Here is a 25,373-nt window from a genome sequence, read left to right as displayed (position 1 = left end):
GAAATGCGCCCAAGTGGGTGGGATGTTGAGATGAGCCCATGTCGCGCGCCGGACCTCCGGCCGCAGGCAGCGACCCCGTGGAACGGAGCGAGAGATGACCGCCCTCCCCTTCGAGGACACCCGCGACTTCGAGAACGCCGACCGCGGCTTCATCGGCGCGCTCGTGCCCGCCGTCGTCAAGGACGCCGACGGCCGCACCGTCTGGGACAACGACGCCTACGGGTTCCTGAAGGACGAGTGCCCCGACACCGCGAACCCGAGCCTGTGGCGGCAGGCGCAACTCGCCTCGAAACAGGGGCTGTACGAGGTCACCGAGGGCGTCTACCAGGTGCGTGGCCTGGACCTGTCGAACATGACGCTCGTCGAGGGCGAGCGCGGCGTGATCGTCATCGACCCGCTCATCTCCGCCGAGACCGCCGCCGCCGCACTCGCGCTCTACCGGGAGCACCGCGGCGACCGCCCGGTCACCGGCCTGATCTACACCCACTCGCACGGCGACCACTTCGGCGGTGCCCGCGGCGTGCTTCCGCGCGGCACGGAGGAGGGCGTGCCGATCCTCGCCCCGGTCGGCTTCCTGGAGCACGCGGTCAGCGAGAACGTCTACGCCGGCAACGCCATGACCCGCCGCGCGGTCTTCATGTACGGCGACCGGCTCCCCAAGGCCCCCGACGGCCAGATCGGCGCGGGCCTGGGCATGACCACGTCCACCGGCAGCATCACGCTCATCCCGCCCACCGTCGACATCACCAGGACGAGGCAGGAGGAGACGGTCGACGGCGTACGGATCGTCTTCCAGCTCACCCCCGGCACCGAGGCGCCGGCCGAGATGAACTTCCTCTTCCCCGACCAGCGGGCACTGTGCCTGGCCGAGAACGCCACCCACAACATGCACAACATCCTGACCCTGCGCGGCGCCGTCGTCCGCGACTCCCGCATCTGGTCGCGCTACCTCGACGAGGCCATCGACCTCTTCGACGGGCGGTACGACGTCGCCTTCGCCTCCCACCACTGGCCCACCTGGGGCCACGACAACGTGGTGACGTTCCTCTCCGAGCAGCGCGACCTGTACGCGTACATGCACGACCAGACCCTGCGCATGCTCAACGACGGCCTCACCGGCCCGGAGATCGCCGAGGAGATGAAGCTGCCGCCCGCGCTGGAGAACTCCTGGCACACGCGCGGCTATTACGGCTCCCTCTCGCACAACGTCAAGGCGATCTACCAGCGTTACCTGGGCTGGTTCGACGGCAATGTGGCGCACCTCTGGGAACACCCGCCGGTCGAACTCGCCCAGCGGTACGTCGACGTGATGGGCGGACCCGAGCAGACCCTGACCAAGGCCCGCGGCTACGCCGACTCCGGCGACCTCCGCTTCGCCGCCACGCTCCTCAACCACCTCGTCTTCGCCGACCCCGGCGACGCGGACGCCAAGCAGACCCTCGCCGGCGTCTACGACAAGCTCGGCCACGGCGCCGAGAACGGCCCCTGGCGCAACTTCTACCTCAACTCCGCCATGGAACTGCGCCACGGCGAGAACGCCGCCCTGCTCGACACCGCCAACCCGGAGATGGCGATGGCGCTGACCACCGAGATGCTCCTGGACTCCATCGCCGTCCGCATCGACGGCCCCCGGGCCTGGGACGAGGACCTCACCGTCGACCTCGTCCTCACCGACGAGGGCCACCGCCACCGCCTCACCCTCCACAACGGGGCCCTCACCCACCGCGTCGTCGCCGACCCCCGCACCCCGGCCGGAGTGACCCTCACCCTCACCAAGCCGCAGCTCCTCGGCGTCCTGGCGGGCAAGGGCCTCGACGGCGTCGCCACGACCGGAGACCCGGCACTCCTCGCCGGCCTCTTCTCCTACGTGACGAAGCCCGACCCCGGTTTCCCGATCGTGACGCCCTGACGTCAGGCAAGCGGCGACGCGAGCCCCGAGAGGGTCCGGACGACGACGAAGCCCCAGGCCGCCGGCCTGGGGCTCCGTCCGGCTGCGAACCGTGATCGCCCGGACATGTTCGAGGTCCGTTCAGGCGGCGCCGCTGGCGTCCGGGGCGATGAAGCGCCGGTAGAGGGGGGCGAACGTCACCTGGGGCTCGGTCGTGATGCCAAGTTCCCCCTTGACCACGGGTGCGATCCTGTCGGCGATGAACCGCGTGAAGTGATCCTCCGACTCCCAGACGTCGGCCACGTGGAAGCCGTCGTCGGCGAACCAGCCCATGTGCATCACGAACCCGTCCGGAGAGTCGTCCTCCCAGCCCACCCGGGCACGCGCCGCGTCGTACGCCTCTGGCGTCATCCCGGGCCACACGAAGGTCATCACGACTGCCATGGGGGTTCCTCTCCATGCCTCGGTGCGCCGCAGCCTGTGCGGCACGGCAGTACGACGCTAGGCAGGTCAGGTCGGCCGGGCACATCGGAGCAGCCATTCGGACCTGGTCGCCGTCGTGGGCTGACCGGTGGCATTCACGCTCCGGCAGCGGCGGTCCTCGGGCCGTTGGGCGGGCCGTACACTCGGCCCATGGGTCGCACGCGTTCCTCGAGGCAGTGCCTGCAGCAGGCCGCCTCCGAGATGCGCCCGGCCGCCGGGGTTCCGACCGTCGTCGACCCGACCGATGCGGCCCTCGTCGCGCCGCCCAAGACGCGCCGTACCGCCCTGCACGGCCACGGCTAGCGCATCGCGCCTCCGGCTCCTCCGCTCCACATCACCACAGCAGCTTCCCGGCATGCCGCCGGCGCTGCCGCCTGGCTACGGCCGCACGCCCGGGCCCGAGCCCCCTCGAAGGGATCATTGTGAAGCTGAGCGCATTGCTGGCCGGGCAGGAGCACCACGTTCTCCAGGGTGATCCGGACACGACGCTGATCACCGCGGGAACCACCTTCGACGCCGACCGGGTGACGCCGGGCTCGCTCTTCATCGCCGTACCCGGACACCGGGAGGGCGGCCCCGGCTCCGTCTCGCCCGCTCTGGCCCGGGGCGCCGCCGCCGTACTCGTCGACGGCAGCGAACCCGCTCTGCCGGCCGGGGTGTGGCTCCCGGGCACCTGCGCCGTCCGGGTACCCGACACGCGGACGGCCGCCGCCGTGGTCACCTCCCGTTACTTCGGCGAGCCCGGGCGGCAGATGGACATGGTGGCGATCACCGGCACCAACGGGAAGACCTCCGTCTCGTACATGGTCGAGTCCCTCCTGCGGATCGCCGAGGGATCCAAGGTGGGGGTGATCGGAACAGCCGGAAGCAGGATCGGCGACGAGCCGATCCCCATGCCGCCCTCCGTGCTGACCACGCCTGAATCCCCCGACCTGCAGTACCTGCTGGGGTGCATGCGCGACCGCGGGGCGGCCGGCGTGGTGCTGGAGGCCACCTCGATGGCACTGCTGACGCACCGGGTGAACCGTACGTTCATCGACGTCGGGGTCTTCACCAACCTGACGCAGGACCATCTGGACGACCACGGGACGATGGCGGACTACCGGGACGCCAAGCTGCGGCTCTTCCAGGGCCTGTGCAGGCGTGCGGTGGTCAACGCCGACGACCCGGTGGGCGCGTCCATCGTGCCGATGATGCCGGGTGCCGTGACCACGTACGCCCTGGACCGCCCGGCCGACTACCGGGCCACCGACCTCGTGGTGAGCGCCTCGGGTACGCGGTTCACTCTGCACCACGACGGACGTGCCCACCCGGTCTCGATCCCCGTTCCCGGCCGGTTCTCGGTGTCCAACGCGCTGGCTGCCGTGGCGGCCTGCCACGTGCTGGGGCACGAGCTGGGCCCCCTGATCGACGCGCTCGACCGGATGCCGCCGGTCCCGGGCCGACTGGAACGCTTCCGGACCCCGCTGGGCACGTCCGTGATCGTGGACTACGCCCACTCGCCGGACTCCCTGGACAAGGTCCTGACCACCATCCGGGGCTTCGCACGCGGCCGGGTGATCACGGTCTTCGGCTGCGGCGGAGACCGCGACACCACCAAACGGGCCGAGATGGGCCAGATCGCCGGGACCCATTCCGACCTCTGCGTCCTGACCTCGGACAACCCCCGCAACGAGGACCCCGAGGCCATCCTGGACCAGGTCGCCCCCGGCCTCACGGCGACCGGCACCCCCTACCGGCGCTACACCGACCGCCGCCAGGCGATCGCCTTCGCCCTGTCCGCGGCGGGCCCCGACGACACGGTCCTGATCGCCGGCAAGGGCAGCGAACCGCACCAGATCGTCGGCGAGAAACTGCTCCCCTTCAGCGACATGGCCACGGTGCGCGAACTGGCCCAGATCTAGGGGGACTTTCCGATCGGGCCGGCCCGATCGGGCTCGCGAGTGACGAGGCGGGCCGTCCGCCCGACCGACGGCCGGCCGCCGTGCTCTTCGCGTACACGAGGCCCGGCCGGCAGGGCGCGACCACCTCGTCCGCGTTCCTTCTCCACGACTGAGGCGTCGTCCGGTCGGGAGCGGGTGGCGGTTCGAGCGCGGGGCTCTCCGGCGCAAGGGAGTCGCTCGTTCGGGGGCGAGGTGACGTTTCCGCTGTTCCGGATGGTGTGCGGTGCGGGACATGATCCCGGCGCCCCGTACGCCGGGGGCTCCCCCACCCCACCGGAAGGTGTTCGTCCGTGGTCCTCGTCATCGTCGTCGCCGTACTGGCCCTGCTCGCCGGCCTCGCCGCCAACCGCTGGCTGCGGCCACGCCTCTTGAGCGAGGACGACGACACGGGCATGGCCGTGAAGGACCTGGTCGGCCCGCTGCTGACGCTGACGGTGCTGCTGCTCGCGTTCGTCCTGGTCACCGCCAACGGTTCGTACGGCAAGGCCGAGGTCGCCTCGCGCGGCGAGGCCCGGGCCGTCGACCAGCTCGTCGAGGCCGCCGAGTACGCGCCCGAGGCGCAGCGGGCCGAGATCCAGGCGGGCGCCGTCTGCTACGCCCGTGCCGTACGCGAGCAGGAGTGGCCCGCCATGGCCGACGGCGAGGGCTCGCCGGCTCCCAGTGTCTGGTCCACCGACTTCCGCCGGGTCTTCCGCGAGGTGGAGGGCAAGCCGGTCTTCGGCATGCTGGTGGCCGCCGACAACAAGCGCTCGGAGGAACGCGAGGAGCGCCTCACCCAGGCCACCGCGAGCATCCCCAGCGCGATCCTCTGGTTCCTCCTCGCGACACTGGTCATCACCGTGGTGGCCCTGGGCGTCTGCCTGCCCCGCCGCAACAACCGCGGCCAGCTGATCACGCTCGTCGTGATCACCGCGCTGCTGACGACGGCGCTGTGCATCATCCGGGATGTCGACCGCCCCTTCGGCGGCATCATCAACGTCGAGCCGACGGCGATCACCGAGGCCGAACGACAGGCAAACCGTGACTTCACGACGAACCACCCGGCCTCCGAACTGCCCTGCGACGACCAGGGCAACCGCCGAAACGCCTGACGCGCGGACCGGCGCCGGCGACGGAGAGCCGCCCGTGAAGGCCGACGGCCAGTGCACCGAGGCGTTCGTCGCCCCGATGCTGGTCCAGACCGGCCTGGCCGAGCGTCGCCTGGGCCTCCATCCTGACCAAAGGCCGTCAACTCCAGCTGATCATCTGGAGAACGACGAAGCCCCAGGTCGCTGACCTGGGGCTTCGTTCACGGGCGACGAAGGCCGTTCAGGGCGTCTGCCCCGCCCCCGAGTGGTCGATGACGTTGCCGTTGGAGCAGTTGTTCTCGTGGTTTCCTGTCCAGTCGCTGAGCGCGGGCACCACGGCCAGCTCCTGGATGCAGACGTCAGCGGCGGTGAAGTTCCAGTTATTGGCTGCGTTGACGCCGCTGCCGAAGTGGGAGTCGTTGTCGGCGTGGGCGGGAGCTGCGAAGGCGACGCCGGCGAGGACCAGCGCAGCGGCAGAAATGATCTTCTTCATGCCCTGAGAACGACCTCCGGGAATCGGCGATACGCCCGTTCACTCTTACTGTCCCTATGGGACGTTCGCAGGCCCCGCGCGGCCGAGCATCGCCGAGAACCCGGATCCGTCGCCCAGCTGCTCCGGACCGACCCTCACAGCTCCAGGTTTGTGCGGACGGACCGGAATGCGGCAGCCGGGTCCGTGGCACGGGTGACCGTTCGGCCCACGACGACATGTGACGCACCGGCCGCCACGGCGGCACGCGGTGTGCCGGACCGGGCGTGGTCACCCGGGGACTCATCGGGGAGTGTGACTCCTGGCGTGACGATCAGGGTGTCGGGTCCGAGTGCGCGCCGCAGTGCACCGGCTTCCTGCGGCGAGGCGATCACGCCATGGACACCGGCGCCTTCCGCCAGCCGGGCCAGCCGCAGCACCTGATCCTCGGTCGATGGCGGGCCGGTGATGCCGATGTCGGAGAGATCGGAGCTCGTCATGCTGGTGACGACGGTCAGAGCCAGCACGCGAAGGCGCGGAAAGTCGCGGGCCGCGGCGACAGCGGCAGCCATGATGCCGGCGCCGCCCATGCTGTGGACGGTCACCATGGAGACGCCCAGCGCGCCGGCGGCGCGGACCGCGCCGGCCACGGAGTTCGGGATCTCGAAGAGCTTCAGGTCCAGGAAGACTTCCTTGCCCTGGGCCACGAGGTCCTCGATCAGGTCCGGCCCGGCCGCCGTGAGCAGCTCCAACCCGACCTTGTAGAAACGACACTCCTCACCAAGTCGGCCGACGACTTCGTCGGCCGCTCTGCGGTTGTCGAAATCCAGGGCAACGATGATCCGGCTGGTTGGCTCCATGGAGTGAGTGTCGCCCACGCCGCGTGGGTGGCGTCAGCGTGTGCGAACGCCGTCGATGGCGGTCGTCAGCAGGAGGTCGGCCTCGGCCGGGCCGTCGACGTCGTGCCCGGCGGTCAACGCGATGGCGCCGACGAGTTTCAGCAACCGGGTGATCGTGACGCCGGGGCGGCGCACGACGTCCGCCGCTTGAGCGCGTGAAAGGAGGACGTCTCCAGCGGTGGTGATCATGTCGTGGCAGCCGGGCGGGTCGGCCCGAATGTGGCCCGGTCAGCTCCCACGGAATTGGCCTGTGCGATGGGTCAACTGCGCACTACCGTAAGCATAATGACAACAAGATCCACTTCGGCCGACCAGCCCGCGTCCGTGGCTTTGGCCGAGGCACCGATGCGTCAGGCCCGCAACTCCGCCGCCCTTTGGATCGCGACCGGCCTTTGCCGGGGGCACGAGGTCATCCGACGCCGAGGATTCGTCGCGGTCGACGGCGACGAGCGTACCGGCCTGCGGGTCCTGATCCAGGAGCCGAACCTCGACCCGGGCGAACTGGCCGAGTTGAGCGAGCTGGCTCGCCGGGCCGCGGGCCCGGTGAACGCCGAGGATCCGTTCGGCTCGACCGACCTGAGCCACCTGGGCATGCGTAGCTGGCAGATGCCGGTCATGCTGCGCCCGCCCGGGCCCGTCGGCCAACCGGTGCTGGACGTGATCCAGGTACGGCAGCCCGAGGACCTCCAGACGGCTGAGCGGATCGTGATCGAGGGCTTCGAGCTGGCCGGATTCGAGCCCTACCGCCCCGGCGAGCTGTTCCCGATGACGCTGATCGGGCAGCCGGGCGTGGACGTGTTCGTCGCCTTGCACGACGGCGTGGCCGCGGGAGCCTGCGTCACCGTCGTGGACGACGGCGTCGGCAGCCACTACTGGGTCGGTACTTCGCCGGCCTTCCGGTCGCGAGGCGTGGGGCGGGCCGTCATGCTCGGCTCCCTCGCCCACCTGGCGGACCTGCCGCTCACACTCACCGCTTCGAAGCTGGGCAGGCCGCTGTACGAGGCTCTGGGTTACACCGTCGCGGCGCCCTCGACCTGGTGGGCCTCTGCTCCTGCGACACCGTCGCGGTGAACCCCGCTGGCTCGCCAGTCCCCCGCAAGGTCCCAGCCGTGTGGCCAGACGCGCCGGTGGACAAGCCGCGTCCCTGCCACTGATCCGATCAGCGCCTCGGTCAGGGGCCACTCCGCGCGGTCCTCCCATGGGGAGGTCGGCGTCCGCAGGATGAGTTCCCCTTTCCGACGCGAACAGCGATGTCGGCCACACCGGCTCGTAGTTGCTCAAGTCCACGATCACGGCGCCGTCATCACCCATTCGCACGTGACCCCTGTTCGCCGCCTCTCCCGGCACGTTGTGGCACGGGTCTCGCTCGTGGGCGTCAGGAGGAGCCGGTCGGTGGCTACGGCTAGGGAGCGGTGCTTCTTCAGGCGCCCGCTGCGACGGCCGGCTCGCGGGTGACCAGCGGGCGTACGTGGGCCAGCAGAAGTTCCAGGAATCGCTCCGGCCGCCGGAACGCTGCGAAGTGGCTGCAGTCCTCGATCAGCGCGAAGCCCTTGACGGGCGCCTGGACGTCGTCGAAGAAGCGGCGGGCGAGCTCAGGCGACGTGAGCACGTCCTTCTCGCCCTGAACGATGAAGAAGGGGAGTGCGAACTTCGTCCCGTCCGCCCAGTCGTCCGACCCGGCGGTGGCGTGAGTGATCTGCTCCGAAAGGGTCATGCCCGTCACGAAGCGCTCCAGTTCGCGCAGCGAGTGAAGCGGCGAGAACCACAGGGACCCCATGACGACCTTCTTCATCGTGTCCAGGGTCAGCGGGTCGCTGGTGGCCAGCAGCTTGGCGTGCATCGCGCGCTCGCGGGCCGTCCACCGCTGCTCATCGGGGTGGAGCGCCTCGACTGCCGCCAGTTCCTTGCGCTTTCCGGTCGCGCGCAGGCGGGTGAGCAGGGCCTGGTGTACGGAGTCGTCGCGGCCGGCGTCGTGGATGTTCTGGTCGGTGCCGACGTATGCGGAGTAGCGCTCGGGGAACTCTCGGGCGAGCCGCAGGCCGAAGGCACTTCCGTAGGAATGGGCGAGCAGGACGATCTTGTCGACGGCCAGGCGGGTGCGTATGTGGTCGGTGACTTCGATCGCGTCGGCGTAGATCCGGTCGAAGGTCATTTCGCCCTGTCCCTCCGGACCGCTGCGGCCGAGGGTCTTGAGGGTGCCGCGCATGTCCCAGCGGACGATCGTGAAGTGCTTCTCCCAGGATCTGGTGCGGGGTCCGAAGATCGCGGTCGAGGCTCCGGGGCCGCCGTGCAGTTCCAGGACGACCGGGTTGGCCAGATTCTCGCCGCGTACGGAGATCCACTGCTCGATGCCGCCGATGCGGACGAAGCCCTGCTCGTCGATGCCGTTCGGGGTGTCGATCTTCATCAGGGAGGCGTTGCGGGACCGCTTGAGGGCGCGGTGGCCAAGGACCCCGGCCGCGGGTGCGGCGAGGAGGACGGCTGCGGAGGTGGCGGCGATGGTGGCGATCATGACGGCTCCCTGGGTGTCCCGTTCGAGCGAACTGTATATGCCGTAAGCGGTTGGCTATACGTTATAAACAGTTAGAGTGAGGTGTCAACGGGGATCGACGAGGGAGGCGCGGGTGGCCGCGAAGAAGGCCGGGAAGCAGGTCGGCGTGAAGGCGAGCTTCGCGCTGCTCTGGGGCGAGCAGGAGCTGCCGAGCAGGGGCCCGAAGCCCTCGCTCAGCGCGGGCCGGATCGCAGAGGCGGCTATGGGCATCGCCGACAGGGAGGGCTTGGACGCGGTCTCGCTGGCGCGGGTGGCCAAGGAATTCGGCGTCACCGCGATGGCGCTCTACCGGTACGTTCCCGGCAAGACGGAACTCCTCGACCTGATGGTCGACCTCGCGATCGGCCCCCCGGCCCCGGTCGCCGACATCCCCGGCGGCTGGCGCCCGCAGCTGACCGAATGGGCCCGGCAGTGTCTGGCGATGTACCGCCGCCACCCATGGATCCTGACGGCGACCGGCATGCGCCGCCAGATCATGGGCCCACATCAACTCGGCTGGCTCGACTCGGCCTTGGCCGCACTTGCCGGAACGGGACTGCCGGCCAGCCAGCGGCATGACACGTTCCTGCTGCTCGTGGGCCACATTCGCAATATCGCCCAGCAGTACGTCGACCACGACGAGGCGGCGAACGAAGAGTGGGCGCACCTGACGGCCGAGGTTCTGCAGCGGCATGAGGAGCGCTTTCCCGCCCTGACGGACGCGATCGCGGCGGGCGCCTTCGCGCCCCGGGAGGGGAGTCCCCTGGACTTCGGCCTGGAGCGGATCTTCGACGGGGTGGCGGCGCTGGTCTCCCGGTGAGCTGCCGCTTTCCGGTCGGATGCCTGGACAACGACGAAGGCCCAGGTCGCTGACCTGGGCCTTCTCTCAAGAGCGGATGACGGGAATCGAACCCGCGCTATGAGCTTGGGAATCACCCGGTGCTTGGGCCACCAATAGGCCCCTGGCCTGCGCAAACGTCCAGTGTGGAGCTCGCTTTCCAAGGTCTGGGCCGCGCCTCTGGTGACCGCTGAATACCGCCCTGACTGGCACCTAGTGGCACGAGCCTCAGTTCCCGCGCCATGCGGTGAGCAGTTCCTCCGGGCCGTACGTTCCTTGGAGGCCGGCGCAGTTGACGCCGCTGCGGGAAACCGCGATCAGAGGCACGGGGTCATCGGTGACCGCTGCCCGGTGCTTGTGCAGGGCGGCGAGATCGTGGCTGTCGAAGGCCGAGTTCTCCAGCCACTTGACCGATCCGAGGAAGAGCAGCTGTTTGGCCACCGGCTGGCGGTCGGCGCCGACCAGGTCGATCTCGATGTCGTTGCTGCGGGTCCAGTATCCGCCGATGGCCGGGGCGGCGGGCAGCTCCCCGTCGGGAAGCAGGCGGGCAAGCGATTCGCGTACGAGCGGCTCGACGGCCCGGCCGCGCCAGCTTGTCCATTGTTCTTTGATCCGGCTCAGGGTCAGGTCGCCGCGCATGCGCTCGATCTCTGCCATGTGCGGGTCGAGGAACGCCAGCCAGAAGCGCAGATACGGGTCGGCCACCCGGTAGCGGCGCTCCTTGGACGGCCTGAGGGAGACGGGTAGTTCGGCTGCTACCACGCGCTTCTCCGTCAGGACGTCGGTGGCCCGGGTGAGGGTCGTATGGGCGATGCCGCCGGCCGCCCGGGCGATGTTGGTGAACGTGCGTTCGCCGCTCCCGATCGCACGCAGCACTTCCCGGCTCATCGCCTGGGGAGGGAACTCGGCGGCCAGTGACCGTTCGGCGGAGACCAGGAGGGCGGAGATGGGATTGTCGAGCGAGGTCCGCAGGAACTCCCAAAGTGAGGCCCCCGGCGCCCATTCGGCGCAGATGAGGGGCAGTCCGCCGGTCACCAGTGCCGCATCGAACGAGGCCGCCGGTTCCAGGCCGATCATGTCGCCGATGTCAGCGGGATCGAGAGGTCCCAGGACCATCTCGCGCCCGCGCTGGTGGAAGGGCCGGTCGTAGCTGTTCAGCGCCTCCATCATCGACAGATCGGAGCCGACCAGAAGCAGGAGTACCGGCTTGCGGCTGAGCAGCCGGTCCCACGCCCGCTGCAGCATGCCTTCGAAGGCGTCGATCCGGTCCATGAGGAACGGGACTTCGTCGATCACGACCACACTCGGGCTGTCGTCGGGCAGGATCTCCGCCAGCAGCCGGAACGCGGCGTTCCATTGCGCCGGAGCCTCCTCGGCGAACAGAGACCGCTCCGGCAGCGTGGAGGAGGCGACGGCGTCGAGCAGCTCCGTCAGCTCGTCCTCGGCGGATCCCCCCGCTGCGGTGAAGAAGAGGTACGGGACCTCGGCCCGGCCGAGGAACTCCTCGACCAGGCTCGACTTCCCGACTCGACGGCGCCCGCGCAGCAGGATGCACTCGCCGGGCTTCTGGGAACCGCCCCCCTCGCGGACCTTTTCCAAGGCCGCGCCCAGAACCCGCAGCTCCCGCTCGCGCCCGATGAATCGACGCATACCAGACACTCCCGTCAGAGATAGTATCGCCAGCGATACTATCGCGCGTGGCAGTATTTGGTCGGATCTTCCGTCCGTCCGGCGCCGCGCATCGGTGGCGCGCAGCTGACTGCATGACCCGCGCCGCGCTCCGGTCTCGGGGTCGGGCGAGGTGTCGGGCCAGAGCCGGCCCCGGCTGCAATCCCCCCTGCAAAAACTATGGATGGATTCTGACTGCAGACTTCGGTCTCACTCTCATCCTCGACGGCCTCAAGACCCACACGACGCCGGCCTGTACGCCCGGCCTGTGACACCCGACGCCAAGGCGGCGCAAGTGGTGCGCGAAGGGCCCTCCGAGCAGGGCGTTCCCGAGAGTTGGGGCACGCGGAGGCGGCGAGGGCCGTGAGGCATGAGGCAACGAAGGCTCGGTGGGTACCAGGTGCATGGTCCCTTCAGGGGACGGACGAGAGCGGCGGGTGGGTTGTCCCGGGTGTCGGGTGCCCCACCCGCGGCCTTCGGTCGGAGGAGTGGTCTGAGGTCAGGGCCAGGTGCCCGTGCTCCTGTGGCCGGGGGCTTGTCCGGTCGGCGGGTGGTGGCTGTGGCCGGGGGGACGGGCGATGGCCGGGTAGGGGTCGCTGAAGTGGTGGGCCGCGATGCGTGCGTCGTGCTGGGTGTTGAGCCGGTGGATGAGGCGCATGCCGAGCGCGATCAGCAGGGCGACTGCCGCGAGTGCGATGAAGGTCTCCATGACGTCACCTCCGCGGGTTCCCCGGCATCGGGATCATTCGTGCTGCGACGACCGGGTGCCGGCGCGGCGGCGGAGTGGACCCGCCGTCGGTCTCCCAGGTGTTCTCGCTGCTTCGGGCGTCCCGCATGCGGCGGCCGGTCGCGGTTTCGTCGGACATCAGGACACCGGCGGTGAGGATGCTGCCGGGGAGGGCGGCGGCGGTCATGAGCCGGGCGGCTGCGGCAGGTTCGGTCTGGGGAGGGATCACCAGGAGATCGCAGCGGCTTACGGTGTAGGAGAGCAGGATCATCTTGTCGGGGTCCTGTTCGGTGAACCAGCCCACGTGCACGATGTGCCCGGTGGCGGCGACCTTGTGCGGGACGACGGGCCAACGGGCGGGGTTCACCGTGACGCGCGTGATGCGTCCGAAGCGGCCCTCCAGCGCGTCGATCAGGGGTGGAAGCTCGGCTTCGAGGTCGCGTGACTCAGGCCACCAGGCGCCGTCCAACTGGCCGACGAGGGTGGTCTCAGGTGTCAGCGACAGGCGTGCCGAGAGAGTGGGAGCGGCGAGGGTGGTCATGATCGCGGACCCGTCTCCGGGCCGCCCTGCAGGGCGGCCCAGTGTCTTGATCGCCGGAAACGACGTCCGCGTGGGAGCGGGTGCTCGGCTTACTCCCGGTACCTTCAGCGTACTCCGCGCTGTGGACGGACGAGTGGGTCCTGACCAGGCGATTTCCGACCAGGAACACCGCCTGGCCGATGCTCGCGGGCGTGATCGCAGGCGCCCGGAGTACCGTGAGACCACGGCGGTTTCTCGTCGGCTATGAGGTGTCGGCGGCCCCGCGCAGGCAGGCGGACCACCATGGCCGAATCCGACACCCCCACCCCTCGGAAGCTCCTCCCGGACGAGATCCACAGAGCGGTGAAGCCCGGCACGGCCCTGCTGAGGCTTGAGACGACGCACTCCCGCGAAGGCGTCCTCGACGGCGCCTGGTGGCCCCGCTCCCGGGACGTCGCGACCGAGCTGCCCGCCCTGATCCAGGCGCTCACCGGACACCTCGGCCCCATCACGAGAATCGGCCTGGACACCGACGCCTGGGGTGAGATCCCGACGCGCGTTGTCATCGACGACCAGGTCGTCCGGCTGGACTCGTTTCCCGTCGGTGACGACACCGTCCTCATCACCCGTGGCGACAATGACCACTTCGCCCTGCTGGTGGTCCCGCCGCACACCACGGCGGATGCGGCCCGCGCGGCGATGGCCCGTGCGGTCGACGCCGGCAACGTCACCCAGGCCGCCGAGATCCTTGTCGCCACCCTTCCCGAACCGGTGACCGACCGCGAGGAGTCGGCATGATCCAGATGGCGGACATCCGTGAGTGGCGCACCCATGACGTGGTGGACGCGCGGGGCCACAGGATCGGAGAGCTGGAGGCGATCTACGTCGACACCAGCACCGATGAGCCGTTCATGGCCACGGTCCGCGTCGGCCTGCCCACCCGCCACCGTCTGGTGTTCGTTCCCCTGGACGGTGCGACGGTGGGGCCGGGCTATGTGAAGGTCGCCCATGACAAGGCGCTGGTGAAGCAAGGCCCTTCGATCGGTACCGACGACGTACTTCCCGCCGAGGACGAGGAAGCGGTCTTCCGGCACTACGAACTCCCCTACGAGCCCGGGGCGAACGGCGAACGCCAGCTGGCCCGCCGCTGAGCCCCCCAACCGACCGAGGGGGCAGCCCTCATGGCGCTCTTCCTGGCCCTGATCATCATCGCGATCGTGCTGGGCATCATCGGTGCCACCGCCGACGGACTGCTCTTCCTGCTGATCATCGGCATCGCGGTGCTCGTGGCAGCCCTCATCTACGCCGCCATGCGCATGCGCCGCTCCGCCCACCGCCGCCCAGTCCGATGACCCGCCCCACCGGGCGAGCTGCGCCGGACGGTGAGAGCCCCAAGTGGCTGACCCGGGGCGCCGTTCAAGAGCGGATGACGGGAACCCGTATCGAAGCGGGGCCCGCCGATACCGACGGGCACACTCAACTCAGTCCGAGGCCGGCGGAGGGGATGATTCGGCGGCGCGGCGGTACTCGGCGTTGATGCGTTGGGCTTCTTCGAGCTGGTCTTCGAGGATGATGATGCGGCAGGCGGCCTCGATGGGGGTGCCCTGGTCGACGAGTTCCCGGGCGCGTGCGGCGATGCGCAGCTGGTAGCGGGAGTACCGGCGGTGGCCGCCGCCGGAGCGGAGCGGGGTGATGAGGCGCGCTTCGCCAAGGGCGCGCAGGAATCCCTGGGTGGTGCCGATCATCTCGGCGGCCCGGCCCATTGTGTAGGCGGGGTAGTCGTCGTCATCGAGACGGTCGAAGGAGTCGCCTGCTGTCACTTGCACCTCTCTGGTGAACGCGTTGAGGGGCCCTGGTGCCGTATGGCACCAGGGCCCCGAAGGAACTACTACACCATCTGCCGGTCCTGATACTGCACCGGCCTTCTGTTTCCGCTGACCCGACCGAGACGCTGTCGGGCACGCGGGGATCGCGGTTGCTTGACCGGAGACCACCTCACTATCGATGTCCTGCGGTACCCGGGCTCAGACTTCCGCCCGGGCGATCCTGATGGCGCGGGTTCCTCCGTTCTTCCTCGGTGATCAACTACGTACTACGGGGTACTGCGTACTGCACTTACGGGTACCGCGACTGCCATGACAGCGGTCCCGCTCGCGGCGGCCCCTGATCACTGCGGGCCACCCGGTCCGGTCGTCAGTCCCGTCGCCGTCCTGTAACAACCCTGGCTTCGGAACTCCACCACCGCACCGTCCTGCCAACTGCACCTGCGGGTACTGCTGCCCGGCAGTTCGTCTCTGCCAGGCTCTCTTGTCTCGCTGGATACGAGAGAAACCATAACCACGCCACTGCCCAATGTCTACTCTGGCCGAGATAGATTTTCGTGTTCCCTGGGGAGAGCTAGACCTTCATGGCCGGTTCAGGATCTGCAGAGCACCTGCACTGCAGGTCAGGCGCTCGGGCCGGCCACAGCAGAGCGCGTGGGGCGCGAGAATCAGGTAGGCGAGGGCCGGGTGCAGGACGTTGCGGCGGACACCGTGGTCCTGGTCGCGTCCGAGCCCGCCACATCCCGTCGCGCCTCCGGGGGCAAGGCGGTGAGTGCCCTTCCCGCCCGGTAGCACCAGCCGTCCCGCCCGAGCCGGGCGGGACGGCTGGTGAATAGAATCGGCTCCCATGTCGAAGCCTGACGAGCTGCTCGTCGACGTCGCCGCCTTGGTGGAGTCCGGGCAGAGCAATCAGATGTCCCTGACCGTGGTCACCGGTGGTGCTGTCATCACCGGTCGGCTGGCTCCCGAAGCCGTGTGGAGGCAGCGGGTGTCGGAGGTCCTGGCGGACTCAGCCCGATTGGGCGAGTTCTCCGCCGTCTTCACCGCTGTGCCACGCGGGGAGGGGCCGCCCACGCATCTGCACTTCCATGTGGCCCGCATCCTTCAGGGCACGGTGGGGATCCCGGAGACGGGCGGGATGTACCGCGTCTCGATCGCGGATGTCAGTGCCTGGACCATGGGCGACTTCAGCTACTCCGACCACTGACACGGCTCCGCGTGGGGAAACCCGTCGGTACGCGGGAGGGCCCGACCAGCGCGCGTGCTGGTAGGGCCCTCCTCGCTGTTCCGGTGGCGGCTCACGCCGGTCCCGTCGGTCAGACGGTCACCGGGGTGCCGAGCAGCGCGGATGCCTGCTGGACCGAGGTGAGGGCGTGTGCGGGTGTGGCGTTCGGGGGAAGGTCGCGGCAGGTGAAGCCGAGCCGGGTCATTGCCCGCAGGACTTCGCCGGCGCTGAAGTCGCGGCGGTCCTGGCGGGTGATGACCTGGCCGACCTGTTTGACGGGGTAGGTGCGGCGGCCGATGATCACGGATTCGCCGATGACCTCCTCCGGCTTGATGCCCTTCATGGATTCCAGGACGCCGCTCTTGGTCAGATCGAACGGGAACCGGGCGATGACGCAGCGCATGATGCCTCACAGGGGGAAGGAGAGAAGGGTCCGGCCGCGGTAGGTGGTTCAGGCAGGGGCGAGGACGCCCGGAGCGCTGCCTTGTTCGGCCACGACGGGCAGGGCGTCGAGCCGGCGGTGGCTCATCGGGTATTCGGTCTGGTTCATCGGGGTGCGGGGTGCGGTGAACGGCCCGCGGTCGCCGGGGACGTCGCGCAGCCGGATGCGGTCCGTGTACGCGTCACTGTCACGGACGGCGGCGAGCCGGGCCCGGGTGACCAGCCGGGTGCACAGCCCGTCGTCGTCACAGATGAGCAGATGCCCCGCGCGGGCACTGATCATGACGGACAGGGCCACTTCGACGGTCATGTCATCGCAGACCTGCGGTGCGGCCATGTCCATGGCGTCGGCCACCGTCCTGTGCATAGGGGTGGCGTTCGCTGAGCGGGGCTGCGTCTGGACCAGCGTCAAAAGTGCCTCCTGCAGAGGTGGGTCGGTTTCCTGCTCACGTGGCGTTCAGGCCGCCGCGTCGACGGCGGACTGCCGCGCGCTCACGCGGCGGGCCGCCGCAGCGGGACTGCGTCGACCGCGGGACACCGGGCCGCGCTTACGCTGCTCGGCCGCCGGCGCGGTGATGGTGACCGGGACGCCGGAGGGGGTCCGGGCGCCGGTGATCCGGTGGAGGGCTTCCTCGCCGGAGCGGACCTGGGTGGTCTGGGGGACGATGCCGGCGTCGGCCATGAGGCGGTTCAGGCCGCGGCGCTGGTTGGAGGTGACCAGGGTGACGACGCTGCCGGACTCGCCCGCGCGGGCGGTGCGGCCGCCGCGGTGGAGGTAGTCCTTGTGGTCGGTCGGCGGGTCCACGTTGACGACGAGGTCGAGGTTGTCGACGTGGATGCCACGGGCGGCGACGTTCGTGGCGACCAGGACGGTGACGTGTCCGGTCTTGAACTGGGCGAGGGTGCGGGTGCGCTGGGGCTGGGACTTGCCGCCGTGGAGTGCCGCGGCGCGCACTCCGCTGTCGAGGAGGTCCTGGGTGAGCCGGTCCACGGCGTGCTTGGTGTCCAGGAACATGATCACCCGGCCCTCGCGCGCCGCGATCTCCGTCGTCACCCGGTGCTTGTCGGCGCCGTGCACATGCAGGAGGTGGTGTTCCATCGTGGTGACCGCGCCCCGGGAGGGGTCGACGGAGTGGACGACGGGGTCGGTGAGGTAGCGGCGGACCAGGAGGTCGACGTTGCGGTCCAGGGTGGCGGAGAACAGCATCCGCTGGCCTTCGGGGCGCACCTGGTCCAGGAGGGCGGTGACCTGGGGCATGAATCCCATGTCGGCCATCTGGTCGGCCTCGTCCAGGACGGAGATCGCGACCTGGCTCAGCCCGCAGTCTCCTCGGTCGATGAGGTCCTTGAGGCGACCGGGCGTGGCGACGACGACTTCGGCACCCCCGCGCAGGGCACCGGCCTGGCGTCCGATGGGCATGCCGCCGACCACGGTCGCCAGGCGCAGCTTGACGGCGCGTGCGTAGGGTGTGAGGGCGTCGGTCACCTGCTGGGCCAGCTCGCGTGTCGGGACGAGGACGAGGGCGAGCGGCCGGCGGGGCTCGGCGCGTTGCCCGGCGGTGCGGGCCAGGAGGGCCAGGCCGAAGGCGAGGGTCTTGCCGGAGCCGGTCTGGCCGCGGCCCAGCACGTCACGACCCACGAGGGAGTTCGGCAGGGTCGCGCCCTGGATCGGGAACGGCACGGACACGCCCTGCGCGGTGAGCGCGGCCAGGAGCTCCCTGGGCATGTCGAGTTCGCCGAACGCCTCGACGGAGGGCAGCGAGGGGGTGATCGTCTTCGGGAGGGCGAACTCTCCCTGTACCGCGGCGGGCCGGCGGCCGTGGCCGCCCGAACGGCTCGGGCCTCCCGTACGACTGGGGGCGGACGAACCGAAGCGACCGGCCCGAACCGGAGCGGCGGTGGAGCCGAAACCGGAGCCGCCGGTGCGGCGGCGGTTACGGGAGGAGCGGCTGTTCGTACGTGTGGGGTTCATTCAGAACCTTCCTTGATGCGGCACGTCACCAAGGAATTCCCGCAACGGTGGAGCAGTGCGGGGAACCACAAGAACGGGCCGAAGAGAATGCGAAAGCGAATCTCGCCCGCATGGAATCCGTGTCGGCGCAGGCGCTGAATCTGAAATGGAGTGACGTCAGACGAACGTCGAAATCCAGGACAACAGCGGGACGCGGGTTCGAAGCGGCGGCGTCCCTGGGGGTCCGTGGGCGGTGGTCATCGGCGGTCGCCCTGCAAGTGGAACCGCTGCCGGAAAATGCGTGTAGCTGGGGCCCGCACCCCGAGGGATGCGGGCCCCAGCTACGAACTACGCGTCAGCTTCAGGCGGGAACGATGTTCTCGGCCGTCGGGCCCTTCTGGCCCTGCGCGATGTCGAAGGTGACCTTCTGGCCTTCCTGCAGCTCGCGGAAGCCCTGGGCGGCGATGTTCGAGTAGTGGGCGAACACGTCGGGGCCGCCACCGTCCTGCTCGATGAAGCCGAAGCCCTTTTCCGCGTTGAACCACTTCACGGTGCCAGCAGCCATGTCATTTCTCCTTTGGGCAGTACGCCGGCATCCGCACTGTGCGGATGCCGTGTCGCCGCGATGATGCCCCGACCGGAAAATGACCGGAAATACAAAGCGCCGCCTACGTCATGAAAATCGCATGAAGATTGAAAGGAGACGCTTGAAGTTTTTTGGGTACCAAAACTGCAACCGAGATCGACAGTAGCATGCCTCAGTGGCTTCGGTGCGTTAAATAATCCCGCTCTGCGCGTTAGGGTAAATACTCTCCCTGCGGGGCCCGTTAAACTCTCAGCCCGCGGGTGTAGATATTGATTCACCCCGAGCGCAGTGTTTCGGGAGCGTGAGCTCCGGTTCAATCGTCCGCGCTGTTCAGATCGCTGATCGCAGAGACCTCGGATCAGGCGTGGTGGTCGCCGCAGGTGGTGGGCTCTCGAGCTCCTTGTCGGGCAGGTGGGTGCCGGCCGCTCGGCGCGGCGGTACAGCCTTGAGTGACTCCCCCGGGGCCCATCTGACGGTCCGTGAGCCGCTTATGGCGCGCGAATGGCACGCGGGTCGTGAGAGGTCTGGGCAACGAAGAAGGCCCAGGTCGCCGACCTGGGCCTTCTCTCAAGAGCGGATGACGGGAATCGAACCCGCGCTATAAGCTTGGGAATCTGTGACGTACAGGGCGTCCATACGGCACCTGACCTGTGGAAACAGTCTGCCGAAAGAGCTGCCTCGAAGGTCCGCCCATACCGGTATTGACCGTTGTTCGCCGCTCCGAAGGGCACGGATGGGGCACGACCAGCTTCCTCGGAGATGTGGCGCTGCCTCCGCGTGCCCGACGCCCGGTGATCAGTCGTCGGGTGGGCTTTCCGCCTCCTGGAGTCTCTCGGCGATGTCATTGGCCCACTCCTGAGCCCACCGGCGCAGCTCGATGGTCTGCTGGTCGTCGAGTCCGTAGGCCGCGAATTCGGGTGTCGTCGATCCAGTCCGCGCCGGCGAGCCGGGCCTGAAGGTCGGAGAGGTCGAAGCTGTCACGAGCGTGGCGGCGGCCGAGCTCTTCGAGCTCGATGTGACTCCAGCGATCCGTTGCCGCTCGGACGTCGATCAGATCACGCGCCAAGCCCCGGTCTGCCAGCGCGCGAACCTTCGTGCCGACCACGTCCTCCAGGGAAAGCACCAAGCCGTGCTGAGTCTTCACGGGCGGACGCCAGAGTGCTTCCTTGAGGACATCGACCTCGCACTCCTCGCCGGTGGAGGTGTCGGTGACGATCAGCCGCGCGGACAGCGGGTCGGTTTCCAACGCTCGTACCTGCCAGCCGCGTTGTTCCAGCCCGACGCGCACGGCGGCGGCGATCTTCTCCATCGGCTCCGGGTTCTCGGTGGCGACATCGAGGTCCTTGCTGAGCCGGTCGACCAGTCCGTGTGCCTGGACGGCGTAGCCACCCGTGAGCACGAGGGGGTAGACATCGCCCACGGCGAGGACATCCGCGAGGAGCCGCCGGTGCAGTTCCGTGAGATTCACGCAGCAGCCTGGGCATCGGGCGTCAGTTCGTTGAAGGCGTCCTCCCAGACATCGCGGATGTCCCGGCTGATCAGTGTGCGCAGGACGGGCCACATGGCGACGAGCAGTTCCCGGTTCAGGTAATGGACCAGGTCATCGTGCTGCCCTTCGGCCAGCACGATCCGGTAGCAGCCCATCCGCAATCGGGGCTGGTCGAGGTCGAACCGAGACAGGCCGGACCACGCGAGGTGCAGCGGAAGGCTGACGTGGCCGCGGGCGGGGCCACCGAGCTCCGAGAGCTTGGAGGGAAGCCGCCTGGCAAATCTGGCTCGGCGGAGCTCGGGAACGCTGGGTGTGGCTGCCATGTCTTGATTATTCCGCAGGAGGGCGAGGCGGCCCCGTGTTTCCGGTACAGGTAACACCCGGCTCAGAGCTTCTACCTGGCCGCAGTGGCGGTAACTCCGCCGTAAGGGCAGGTCAGAGTCCTCATGCGACGCCTCCGGCGAGACAACGCAATGTTCATGCCCTCCTCGTGCCCCATCTCGCGGGGCTGAAGGGTGTACGAACGGCGAGACTGGCCTGCCAACGACGAAGCCCCAGGTCTCTGACCTGGGGCTTCGTAGAAGAGCGGATGACGGGAATCGAACCCGCGCTATAAGCTTGGGAATCACCCGGCGCTTGGGCGTGCATATACCCTCTGACCTGCCGGAATGTTCGGTAGCGGACCTGTCCCGGCTGCTTCTGCGAGCCCCTTGTCGACCGCTGTTCACCGCCCCTACTGGCACGTTGTGGCACGGCGCGGGCGTCGCCGACGCCGTTTCCCCCTGTCGTAGCCCTATGCGTCGACCGCAGCAGGGTCGAGGGAGTCGACGTCCTCCATGAAGGACAGCATCCGGGCGTTGACCACGTCGGGGTGGTCGATCTGCGGGCCGTGCCCCGTCGCGGTGATGATCTCGGCGCGGGCTCCGGGAACAAGGCGCGGAACGCGTTCCAGCTGCCGCTTGGGGTGTACGAGCAGGCTGTGCTTGCCCATGATGACGTAGAGCGGGGTCCGGATGGATCGCAGCGCGTCCTCGGCCAGCGGCAGCGGTGCGGGGCGGCGGATCCGGTACGCGCGGGCTCCGAGCTGGATCCACTTACGCATCTCGGGGACGGCGATGACCGGCTGGTCCAGCCACTTGGCGAGCCGGGGGCGCAGCGCCTTGGGGGCGAAGGTGGCGAACAGGCTCACGAAGACCCAGGCGAAGAAGCGCAGGCCGACCTTCTCCAGGCCGCCGGGGTCGAGGGCGGTGACCGAGGCGAGCCGTCCGGGCCGCCGGTGGGCTTGGTTGAGCACGAGCCAGCCGCCGTAGGAGGAGCCGACGAGGTGGACCCGGTCGAGGCCGAGAGCGTCGAGGGCCTCGTCCATCCACTGCGCGGCGCGCTCGGGTTGCCACATGGGCTCGCGGTGGACGCTGCGGTTGGCGTCGCCGGGGGTGTCGAGGGCGTAGACGGGGCGGTCGAGGCTGAGCCCGGGGGTGTTGGGGTACCACATCGCCGAGCTGTAGCCGGCGCCGTGGATCAGGACGATCGGGGTCCGGGAGTCGGCGGCGGGGTCCAAGGGGCCGTACCGGTAGACGTGGGTGGTGCCGAAGCTCGTCTCAACGTCCGTCTCGGAGCGGGCGGGTGCCCCCATTGCGTAGAGGACATCGGCGGCGGCGAAGTAGCGGTCGCGCAGGGTGTCGTTGACGTAGCGGCCGACGTCGCGGCGTACGCGGGCGGTGTTCTCGGGCACGGCGGCACCTCCGGTGAAGATCCGTTCTTCGTGGTACGACCGTATCACCAATGTGGTACATCGGTATCATGAAGGGGTTCGGGTAGCGGAGCACGAACCCACCATCGACAGGCGGAGACACGGGAACATGCCGAAGCGTGTGGATCACGAGGAGCGGCGCGCCCAGATCGCCGAGGCGCTCATCCGGGTCGCGGGGCGGCAGGGGCTGCATGCCGTCGGCATGCGCGACGTGGCCGCGGAGGCCGGTGTGTCGCTCCGGCTCGTGCAGTACTACTTCGACACCAAGGAGAAGCTTCTCCTCTACGGCCTCCAGCACCTGACCGACCGCTTCACCGTGAGGGTGGGTGCCCGCTTGGCCGCTGTCGGCCCGGACCCGGGCCCGCGCGTCACGGTGGAGGCGCTGCTGCTGGCCTCGCTGCCGACCGACGAGGAGAGCCGCACGTTCCACCTGCTGTACAGCTCCTACGCGATCCTGTCGGTGACCGACGAGGCGCTGGCCGCCCAGCCCTTCATCGACAACCCCGACGCCGCGGAGAACGCCATGACCGGACTCCTCGAACAGGCGCAGGGGACCGGCCTGGCCGACCCGGACGCCGACGCGCGCACGGAGGCGATCAGCCTGCTCGCGATGGCGGCGACCATGGGCACCAGCATCCTCGTGGGCCAGCGGAGTCCGGAGTCGGCGATCGCGGTGCTCCGCCACCACCTGGACCGGATCTTCACGGCTGCCGGGACGTCCGAGAGGGGAGCGGGCTCAACCTGACGTGTCGCGAAGCACTCGCGCGCGGCGCAGAGTGTGGTACCGATCTGGACCGGTCCGACGGACGTGGAGTCGGGCGGGGTGTCGAATCGGGGATGAGGGGCGGCGCTGCCGCATGGGGGTTTCAGCGTGTTCGTAGCGAAAGAGGATGCATTCGATCCGGAGGAGATGCTGAGCCTCTACGACTCGGTCGGATGGGAGGGTTACACCCGCGACGTCGGCAGGCTGTGCCGGGGCCTGGCCAACTCCCACCTGGTCATCACGGCACGAGACGGTTCGGGAACACTCCTCGGTCTAGCCCGGACGATCTCGACGACGAACACATCTGCTATGTCCAGGATGTCGTGGTCAACCCTGCGTATCACCGGCAGGGCGTAGGCCGGTCCCTGGTCGAGCACCTCATGCGGCGGTACTCGCACTGCCGCTTCTTCCTCCTGTCCACGGACCACGAGTCGACACCCGAGGGCAAACGCAACCACGCGTTCTACCGGAGCCTGGGGTTCCTGTCGTACGAGGAGAAGGAGATGGCGGGCTTCGGACTGCCCAGGAACCGCCCCGACCTTCGCAATGCGGCGCCCTGACCGGATCTGACGCGGATCCCCACGTCAGCTGAGCACCAACTGCGGGCCATGCGGGGGCCCATGTGGTGCACAGGTGGTGTGAGGCTCGGATCTGGATCGGGCAACAAACAAGCCCCAGGTCGCTGACCTGGGGCTTTGTCATGGAGCGGATGACGGGAATCGAACCCGCGCTATAAGCTTGGGAAGCTCATGTTCTACCATTAAACTACATCCGCACAGCGGCCTGATGGACGGTGCCGCATCGTTGCACACTGTACCCCATGCGCCACTTGAGGCGAAGCTCGCGCCGTTCTGCGTGCGGAGTGCCGCCTGGAGGGTGTCCCGTTGATCCCCTAATGTGGCTTCCCGTCCACCATGTGTGTAGGGGAAGGGACTTGATGGGTTCGATGGAGCGCACCGTCGTCCGTTGTGCCGAAGGGCATGTGTTCAGTACCGCTTCGTTCCCGCTTCAGCAGCTCGGGGCCGGGCGGATCGGGCCAGGGCGGCTCATTCGATGTCCGCGGTGTGCACGGCTGCGGCATGCGGTGCCGGTGGAGATCGGTCGGCGCTGACGAGTGCCCGGGGCGCGGATGCCTGCCGATTGGGGCAGGTCCGCGCCCTCTGCGTATCGTGGGGGCGTGCTTCTCTCAGACAAGGACATCCGGGCCGAGATCGATGCCGGACGGGTGCGCATCGACCCGTACGACGAATTCATGGTGCAGCCCTCGAGCATCGACGTGAGGCTTGACCGCTTCTTCCGGGTGTTCGAGAACCACCGCTACCCCCACATCGACCCCGCAGTCGAGCAGCTCGACCTGACCCGTGAGGTCGAGCCGGAGGGTGACGAGGCGTTCATTCTCCACCCCGGCGAGTTCGTGCTCGCCTCGACCTACGAGGTCATCACCCTCCCGGACGACATCGCGTCGCGGCTGGAAGGGAAGAGCTCTCTTGGGCGGCTCGGGCTCGTCACCCATTCGACCGCCGGGTTCATCGATCCCGGTTTCTCCGGGCACGTGACCCTGGAGTTGTCGAACCTCGCCACCCTGCCGATCAAGCTCTGGCCCGGTATGAAGATCGGGCAGCTGTGCATGTTCCGGCTGAGCTCGCCCGCCGAGTTCCCGTACGGCAGCGAGCGGTACGGCTCGCGGTACCAGGGCCAGCGGGGGCCGACGGCCTCCCGCTCGTTCTTGAACTTCCATCGGACCCAGGTGTGAGGCGGTCGCAGGCATGAGTGAAGTACGCGAGAACCTGACGTACGAGGGTTTCGGACGCGCCGTCCGCGAGCTGGCCCAGACCATCGCCGACGACGGCTACGAGCCCGACATCGTGCTCTCCATCGCCCGCGGCGGCGTCTTCGTCGCCGGCGGTCTGGCCTACGCCCTGGACTGCAAGAACATCCACCTCGTGAACGTGGAGTTCTACACCGGTGTGGGGACCACGCTGGAGATGCCGGTCATGCTGGCGCCCGTGCCCGACGCGATCGACTTCAGCGACAAGAAGGTGCTCATCACCGACGACGTCGCCGACACCGGGAAGACCCTCAAGCTCGTCCACGACTTCTGCGTCGACCACGTCGCCGAGGTCCGCTCCGCCGTCATCTACGAGAAGTCCCACTCCCTCGTGAAGTGCGAGTACGTGTGGAAGAAGACCGACGAGTGGATCAACTTCCCGTGGTCGGTCGAGCCGCCCGTCGTCAAGCGCGAGGGCCAGGTTCTCGACGCCTGAGCCGGTTCGGCATCAAGGTTCGGCAGCAGGGTTCGGCATCAAGAAGGCC

The 25,373-nt window shown here is 68.8% G+C and carries 29 protein-coding genes, 1 tRNA gene and 1 pseudogene; 14 read left to right on the top strand and 17 right to left on the bottom strand.

The features are described 5' to 3' along the window. Positions 1–94 precede the first annotated feature (94 nt). Positions 95–1,909, top strand: coding sequence for an alkyl/aryl-sulfatase (locus OG462_RS21415; RefSeq protein ID WP_406059798.1), 1,815 nt, complete (start codon positions 95–97; stop codon positions 1,907–1,909). A 120-nt stretch (positions 1,910–2,029) separates the two neighbouring features. Here OG462_RS21415 and OG462_RS21410 read toward each other — a convergent pair whose 3' ends face one another. Next, positions 2,030–2,332, bottom strand: a complete 303-nt coding sequence (locus tag OG462_RS21410; RefSeq protein ID WP_406059797.1) for a hypothetical protein — start codon at positions 2,330–2,332, stop codon at positions 2,030–2,032. 189 nt (positions 2,333–2,521) lie between these two features. Between OG462_RS21410 and OG462_RS21405 the strand changes: the two genes are divergently transcribed. From OG462_RS21405 to OG462_RS21395, 3 genes are all read left to right on the top strand, one after another. After that, positions 2,522–2,674, top strand: coding sequence for a hypothetical protein (locus OG462_RS21405; RefSeq protein ID WP_406059795.1), 153 nt, complete (start codon positions 2,522–2,524; stop codon positions 2,672–2,674). Between the two features lie 119 nt (positions 2,675–2,793). Next, a complete protein-coding gene (locus tag OG462_RS21400; protein ID WP_406059793.1) occupies positions 2,794–4,275 on the top strand; it encodes a UDP-N-acetylmuramoyl-L-alanyl-D-glutamate--2,6-diaminopimelate ligase in 1,482 nt (493 codons plus the stop codon). 329 nt (positions 4,276–4,604) lie between these two features. Beyond that, on the top strand, positions 4,605–5,405 hold the full coding sequence (locus tag OG462_RS21395) for a hypothetical protein (protein WP_406059791.1): 801 nt from the start codon (positions 4,605–4,607) through the stop codon (positions 5,403–5,405). A gap of 217 nt (positions 5,406–5,622) precedes the next feature. Here the strand turns inward: OG462_RS21395 and OG462_RS21390 are convergent, their stop codons facing one another. From OG462_RS21390 to OG462_RS21380, 3 genes are all read right to left on the bottom strand, one after another. Beyond that, the gene (locus OG462_RS21390) at positions 5,623–5,874 is read right to left on the bottom strand and encodes a hypothetical protein (RefSeq protein ID WP_406059790.1); all 252 of its coding nucleotides are present in this window, start codon (positions 5,872–5,874) and stop codon (positions 5,623–5,625) included. 134 nt (positions 5,875–6,008) lie between these two features. Beyond that, a complete protein-coding gene (gene pyrF, locus OG462_RS21385; RefSeq protein ID WP_406059788.1) occupies positions 6,009–6,728 on the bottom strand; it encodes an orotidine-5'-phosphate decarboxylase in 720 nt (239 codons plus the stop codon). A gap of 15 nt (positions 6,729–6,743) precedes the next feature. Continuing rightward, positions 6,744–6,968, bottom strand: coding sequence for a hypothetical protein (locus OG462_RS21380; RefSeq protein WP_406066638.1), 225 nt, complete (start codon positions 6,966–6,968; stop codon positions 6,744–6,746). 66 nt (positions 6,969–7,034) lie between these two features. Between OG462_RS21380 and OG462_RS21375 the strand changes: the two genes are divergently transcribed. After that, positions 7,035–7,820, top strand: a complete 786-nt coding sequence (locus OG462_RS21375; RefSeq protein ID WP_406059786.1) for a GNAT family N-acetyltransferase — start codon at positions 7,035–7,037, stop codon at positions 7,818–7,820. Positions 7,821–8,169: 349 nt separating this feature from the next. Here the strand turns inward: OG462_RS21375 and OG462_RS21370 are convergent, their stop codons facing one another. Beyond that, the gene (locus OG462_RS21370) at positions 8,170–9,261 is read right to left on the bottom strand and encodes an alpha/beta fold hydrolase (RefSeq protein ID WP_406059785.1); all 1,092 of its coding nucleotides are present in this window, start codon (positions 9,259–9,261) and stop codon (positions 8,170–8,172) included. 112 nt (positions 9,262–9,373) lie between these two features. On the opposite strand from OG462_RS21370, the gene OG462_RS21365 reads away from it, so the two are divergent. Further along, entirely contained in the window at positions 9,374–10,099 is a 726-nt protein-coding gene (locus OG462_RS21365) for a TetR/AcrR family transcriptional regulator (protein ID WP_406059783.1), read from the top strand. 246 nt (positions 10,100–10,345) lie between these two features. Here the strand turns inward: OG462_RS21365 and OG462_RS21360 are convergent, their stop codons facing one another. From OG462_RS21360 to OG462_RS21350, 3 genes are all read right to left on the bottom strand, one after another. Continuing rightward, the gene (locus tag OG462_RS21360) at positions 10,346–11,767 is read right to left on the bottom strand and encodes an ATP-binding protein (RefSeq protein WP_406059781.1); all 1,422 of its coding nucleotides are present in this window, start codon (positions 11,765–11,767) and stop codon (positions 10,346–10,348) included. Positions 11,768–12,284: 517 nt separating this feature from the next. Next, complete coding sequence (locus tag OG462_RS21355) at positions 12,285–12,494, bottom strand: hypothetical protein (protein WP_406059779.1); 210 nt, start codon at positions 12,492–12,494, stop codon at positions 12,285–12,287. A 4-nt stretch (positions 12,495–12,498) separates the two neighbouring features. Beyond that, positions 12,499–13,053: a DUF5994 family protein gene (locus tag OG462_RS21350; RefSeq protein ID WP_406059778.1), complete on the bottom strand. Its 555-nt coding sequence runs from the start codon at positions 13,051–13,053 to the stop codon at positions 12,499–12,501. Between the two features lie 282 nt (positions 13,054–13,335). On the opposite strand from OG462_RS21350, the gene OG462_RS21345 reads away from it, so the two are divergent. Genes OG462_RS21345 through OG462_RS21335 form a run of 3 tightly spaced genes read left to right on the top strand, consistent with a single transcriptional unit; the run spans position 13,336 to position 14,384 of the window. Beyond that, positions 13,336–13,830, top strand: coding sequence for a DUF5994 family protein (locus OG462_RS21345; protein ID WP_406059776.1), 495 nt, complete (start codon positions 13,336–13,338; stop codon positions 13,828–13,830). Further along, a complete protein-coding gene (locus tag OG462_RS21340; RefSeq protein WP_406059775.1) occupies positions 13,827–14,183 on the top strand; it encodes a PRC-barrel domain-containing protein in 357 nt (118 codons plus the stop codon). The genes OG462_RS21345 and OG462_RS21340 overlap by 4 nt, the downstream gene beginning before the upstream one ends. A 30-nt stretch (positions 14,184–14,213) precedes the next feature. After that, a complete protein-coding gene (locus tag OG462_RS21335; RefSeq protein WP_406059774.1) occupies positions 14,214–14,384 on the top strand; it encodes a hypothetical protein in 171 nt (56 codons plus the stop codon). Positions 14,385–14,513: 129 nt separating this feature from the next. On the opposite strand, the gene OG462_RS21330 is transcribed toward OG462_RS21335, so the two are convergent. Further along, the gene (locus OG462_RS21330) at positions 14,514–14,852 is read right to left on the bottom strand and encodes a MerR family transcriptional regulator (protein WP_209495626.1); all 339 of its coding nucleotides are present in this window, start codon (positions 14,850–14,852) and stop codon (positions 14,514–14,516) included. Between the two features lie 850 nt (positions 14,853–15,702). On the opposite strand from OG462_RS21330, the gene OG462_RS21325 reads away from it, so the two are divergent. Next, positions 15,703–16,062, top strand: a complete 360-nt coding sequence (locus OG462_RS21325; RefSeq protein WP_406059772.1) for a hypothetical protein — start codon at positions 15,703–15,705, stop codon at positions 16,060–16,062. 109 nt (positions 16,063–16,171) lie between these two features. Here OG462_RS21325 and OG462_RS21320 read toward each other — a convergent pair whose 3' ends face one another. From OG462_RS21320 to OG462_RS21290, 7 genes and pseudogenes are all read right to left on the bottom strand, one after another. Then, complete coding sequence (locus tag OG462_RS21320) at positions 16,172–16,483, bottom strand: SCO5918 family protein (protein ID WP_406059770.1); 312 nt, start codon at positions 16,481–16,483, stop codon at positions 16,172–16,174. 48 nt (positions 16,484–16,531) lie between these two features. After that, a complete protein-coding gene (locus OG462_RS21315) occupies positions 16,532–16,933 on the bottom strand; it encodes a hypothetical protein (protein ID WP_406059768.1) in 402 nt (133 codons plus the stop codon). A gap of 45 nt (positions 16,934–16,978) precedes the next feature. Then, entirely contained in the window at positions 16,979–18,493 is a 1,515-nt protein-coding gene (locus OG462_RS21310) for a DEAD/DEAH box helicase (RefSeq protein ID WP_406059767.1), read from the bottom strand. Positions 18,494–18,833: 340 nt separating this feature from the next. Continuing rightward, positions 18,834–19,037, bottom strand: coding sequence for a cold-shock protein (locus tag OG462_RS21305; protein WP_020133169.1), 204 nt, complete (start codon positions 19,035–19,037; stop codon positions 18,834–18,836). Between the two features lie 816 nt (positions 19,038–19,853). Next, positions 19,854–20,526 (bottom strand): annotated as a pseudogene (locus OG462_RS21300) (nucleotidyl transferase AbiEii/AbiGii toxin family protein). Next, on the bottom strand, positions 20,523–20,870 hold the full coding sequence (locus tag OG462_RS21295; RefSeq protein ID WP_406059766.1) for a transcriptional regulator: 348 nt from the start codon (positions 20,868–20,870) through the stop codon (positions 20,523–20,525). Before OG462_RS21295 ends, OG462_RS21300 begins: the two are co-directional and overlap by 4 nt. A 470-nt stretch (positions 20,871–21,340) precedes the next feature. Continuing rightward, a complete protein-coding gene (locus OG462_RS21290) occupies positions 21,341–22,279 on the bottom strand; it encodes an alpha/beta fold hydrolase (RefSeq protein WP_383669170.1) in 939 nt (312 codons plus the stop codon). Between the two features lie 127 nt (positions 22,280–22,406). Between OG462_RS21290 and OG462_RS21285 the strand changes: the two genes are divergently transcribed. Continuing rightward, on the top strand, positions 22,407–23,042 hold the full coding sequence (locus OG462_RS21285) for a TetR/AcrR family transcriptional regulator (RefSeq protein ID WP_406059763.1): 636 nt from the start codon (positions 22,407–22,409) through the stop codon (positions 23,040–23,042). A 92-nt stretch (positions 23,043–23,134) separates the two neighbouring features. Then, positions 23,135–23,620: a GNAT family N-acetyltransferase gene (locus tag OG462_RS21280; protein WP_406059761.1), complete on the top strand. Its 486-nt coding sequence runs from the start codon at positions 23,135–23,137 to the stop codon at positions 23,618–23,620. A 141-nt stretch (positions 23,621–23,761) separates the two neighbouring features. Here OG462_RS21280 and OG462_RS21275 read toward each other — a convergent pair. Further along, positions 23,762–23,835, bottom strand: a tRNA-Gly gene (locus tag OG462_RS21275). 402 nt (positions 23,836–24,237) lie between these two features. Here OG462_RS21275 and dcd point away from each other — a divergent pair. Next, complete coding sequence (gene dcd / locus OG462_RS21270; protein ID WP_329118768.1) at positions 24,238–24,813, top strand: dCTP deaminase; 576 nt, start codon at positions 24,238–24,240, stop codon at positions 24,811–24,813. Positions 24,814–24,826: 13 nt separating this feature from the next. Continuing rightward, positions 24,827–25,324, top strand: a complete 498-nt coding sequence (locus tag OG462_RS21265) for a phosphoribosyltransferase (RefSeq protein WP_030323619.1) — start codon at positions 24,827–24,829, stop codon at positions 25,322–25,324. Positions 25,325–25,373: the final 49 nt, after the last annotated feature.

It is taken from the genome of Streptomyces sp. NBC_01077 (assembly GCF_045162855.1).
Classification (GTDB): Bacteria; Actinomycetota; Actinomycetes; order Streptomycetales; family Streptomycetaceae; genus Streptomyces.
Note: the sequence above shows the minus strand (reverse complement) of the source record. Positions and strands in the feature narration are given on the sequence as shown.

Bases quoted from the DNA above. Each gene is read 5' to 3' on its own strand.
- OG462_RS21415 (WP_406059798.1), top strand. From the start codon at position 95: ATGACCGCCCTCCCCTTCGAGGACACCCGCGACTTCGAGAACGCCGAC.
- OG462_RS21410 (WP_406059797.1), bottom strand. From the start codon at position 2,332: ATGGCAGTCGTGATGACCTTCGTGTGGCCCGGGATGACGCCAGAGGCG.
- OG462_RS21405 (WP_406059795.1), top strand. From the start codon at position 2,522: ATGGGTCGCACGCGTTCCTCGAGGCAGTGCCTGCAGCAGGCCGCCTCC.
- OG462_RS21390 (WP_406059790.1), bottom strand. From the start codon at position 5,874: ATGAAGAAGATCATTTCTGCCGCTGCGCTGGTCCTCGCCGGCGTCGCC.
- OG462_RS21375 (WP_406059786.1), top strand. From the start codon at position 7,035: ATGACAACAAGATCCACTTCGGCCGACCAGCCCGCGTCCGTGGCTTTG.
- OG462_RS21370 (WP_406059785.1), bottom strand. From the start codon at position 9,261: ATGATCGCCACCATCGCCGCCACCTCCGCAGCCGTCCTCCTCGCCGCA.
- OG462_RS21360 (WP_406059781.1), bottom strand. From the start codon at position 11,767: ATGCGTCGATTCATCGGGCGCGAGCGGGAGCTGCGGGTTCTGGGCGCG.
- OG462_RS21355 (WP_406059779.1), bottom strand. From the start codon at position 12,494: ATGGAGACCTTCATCGCACTCGCGGCAGTCGCCCTGCTGATCGCGCTC.
- OG462_RS21350 (WP_406059778.1), bottom strand. From the start codon at position 13,053: ATGACCACCCTCGCCGCTCCCACTCTCTCGGCACGCCTGTCGCTGACA.
- OG462_RS21345 (WP_406059776.1), top strand. From the start codon at position 13,336: ATGGCCGAATCCGACACCCCCACCCCTCGGAAGCTCCTCCCGGACGAG.
- OG462_RS21340 (WP_406059775.1), top strand. From the start codon at position 13,827: ATGATCCAGATGGCGGACATCCGTGAGTGGCGCACCCATGACGTGGTG.
- OG462_RS21335 (WP_406059774.1), top strand. From the start codon at position 14,214: ATGGCGCTCTTCCTGGCCCTGATCATCATCGCGATCGTGCTGGGCATC.
- OG462_RS21325 (WP_406059772.1), top strand. From the start codon at position 15,703: ATGTCGAAGCCTGACGAGCTGCTCGTCGACGTCGCCGCCTTGGTGGAG.
- OG462_RS21320 (WP_406059770.1), bottom strand. From the start codon at position 16,483: ATGCGCTGCGTCATCGCCCGGTTCCCGTTCGATCTGACCAAGAGCGGC.
- OG462_RS21310 (WP_406059767.1), bottom strand. From the start codon at position 18,493: ATGAACCCCACACGTACGAACAGCCGCTCCTCCCGTAACCGCCGCCGC.
- OG462_RS21305 (WP_020133169.1), bottom strand. From the start codon at position 19,037: ATGGCTGCTGGCACCGTGAAGTGGTTCAACGCGGAAAAGGGCTTCGGC.
- OG462_RS21295 (WP_406059766.1), bottom strand. From the start codon at position 20,870: ATGGCAGCCACACCCAGCGTTCCCGAGCTCCGCCGAGCCAGATTTGCC.
- OG462_RS21285 (WP_406059763.1), top strand. From the start codon at position 22,407: ATGCCGAAGCGTGTGGATCACGAGGAGCGGCGCGCCCAGATCGCCGAG.
- OG462_RS21280 (WP_406059761.1), top strand. From the start codon at position 23,135: ATGAGGGGCGGCGCTGCCGCATGGGGGTTTCAGCGTGTTCGTAGCGAA.
- OG462_RS21265 (WP_030323619.1), top strand. From the start codon at position 24,827: ATGAGTGAAGTACGCGAGAACCTGACGTACGAGGGTTTCGGACGCGCC.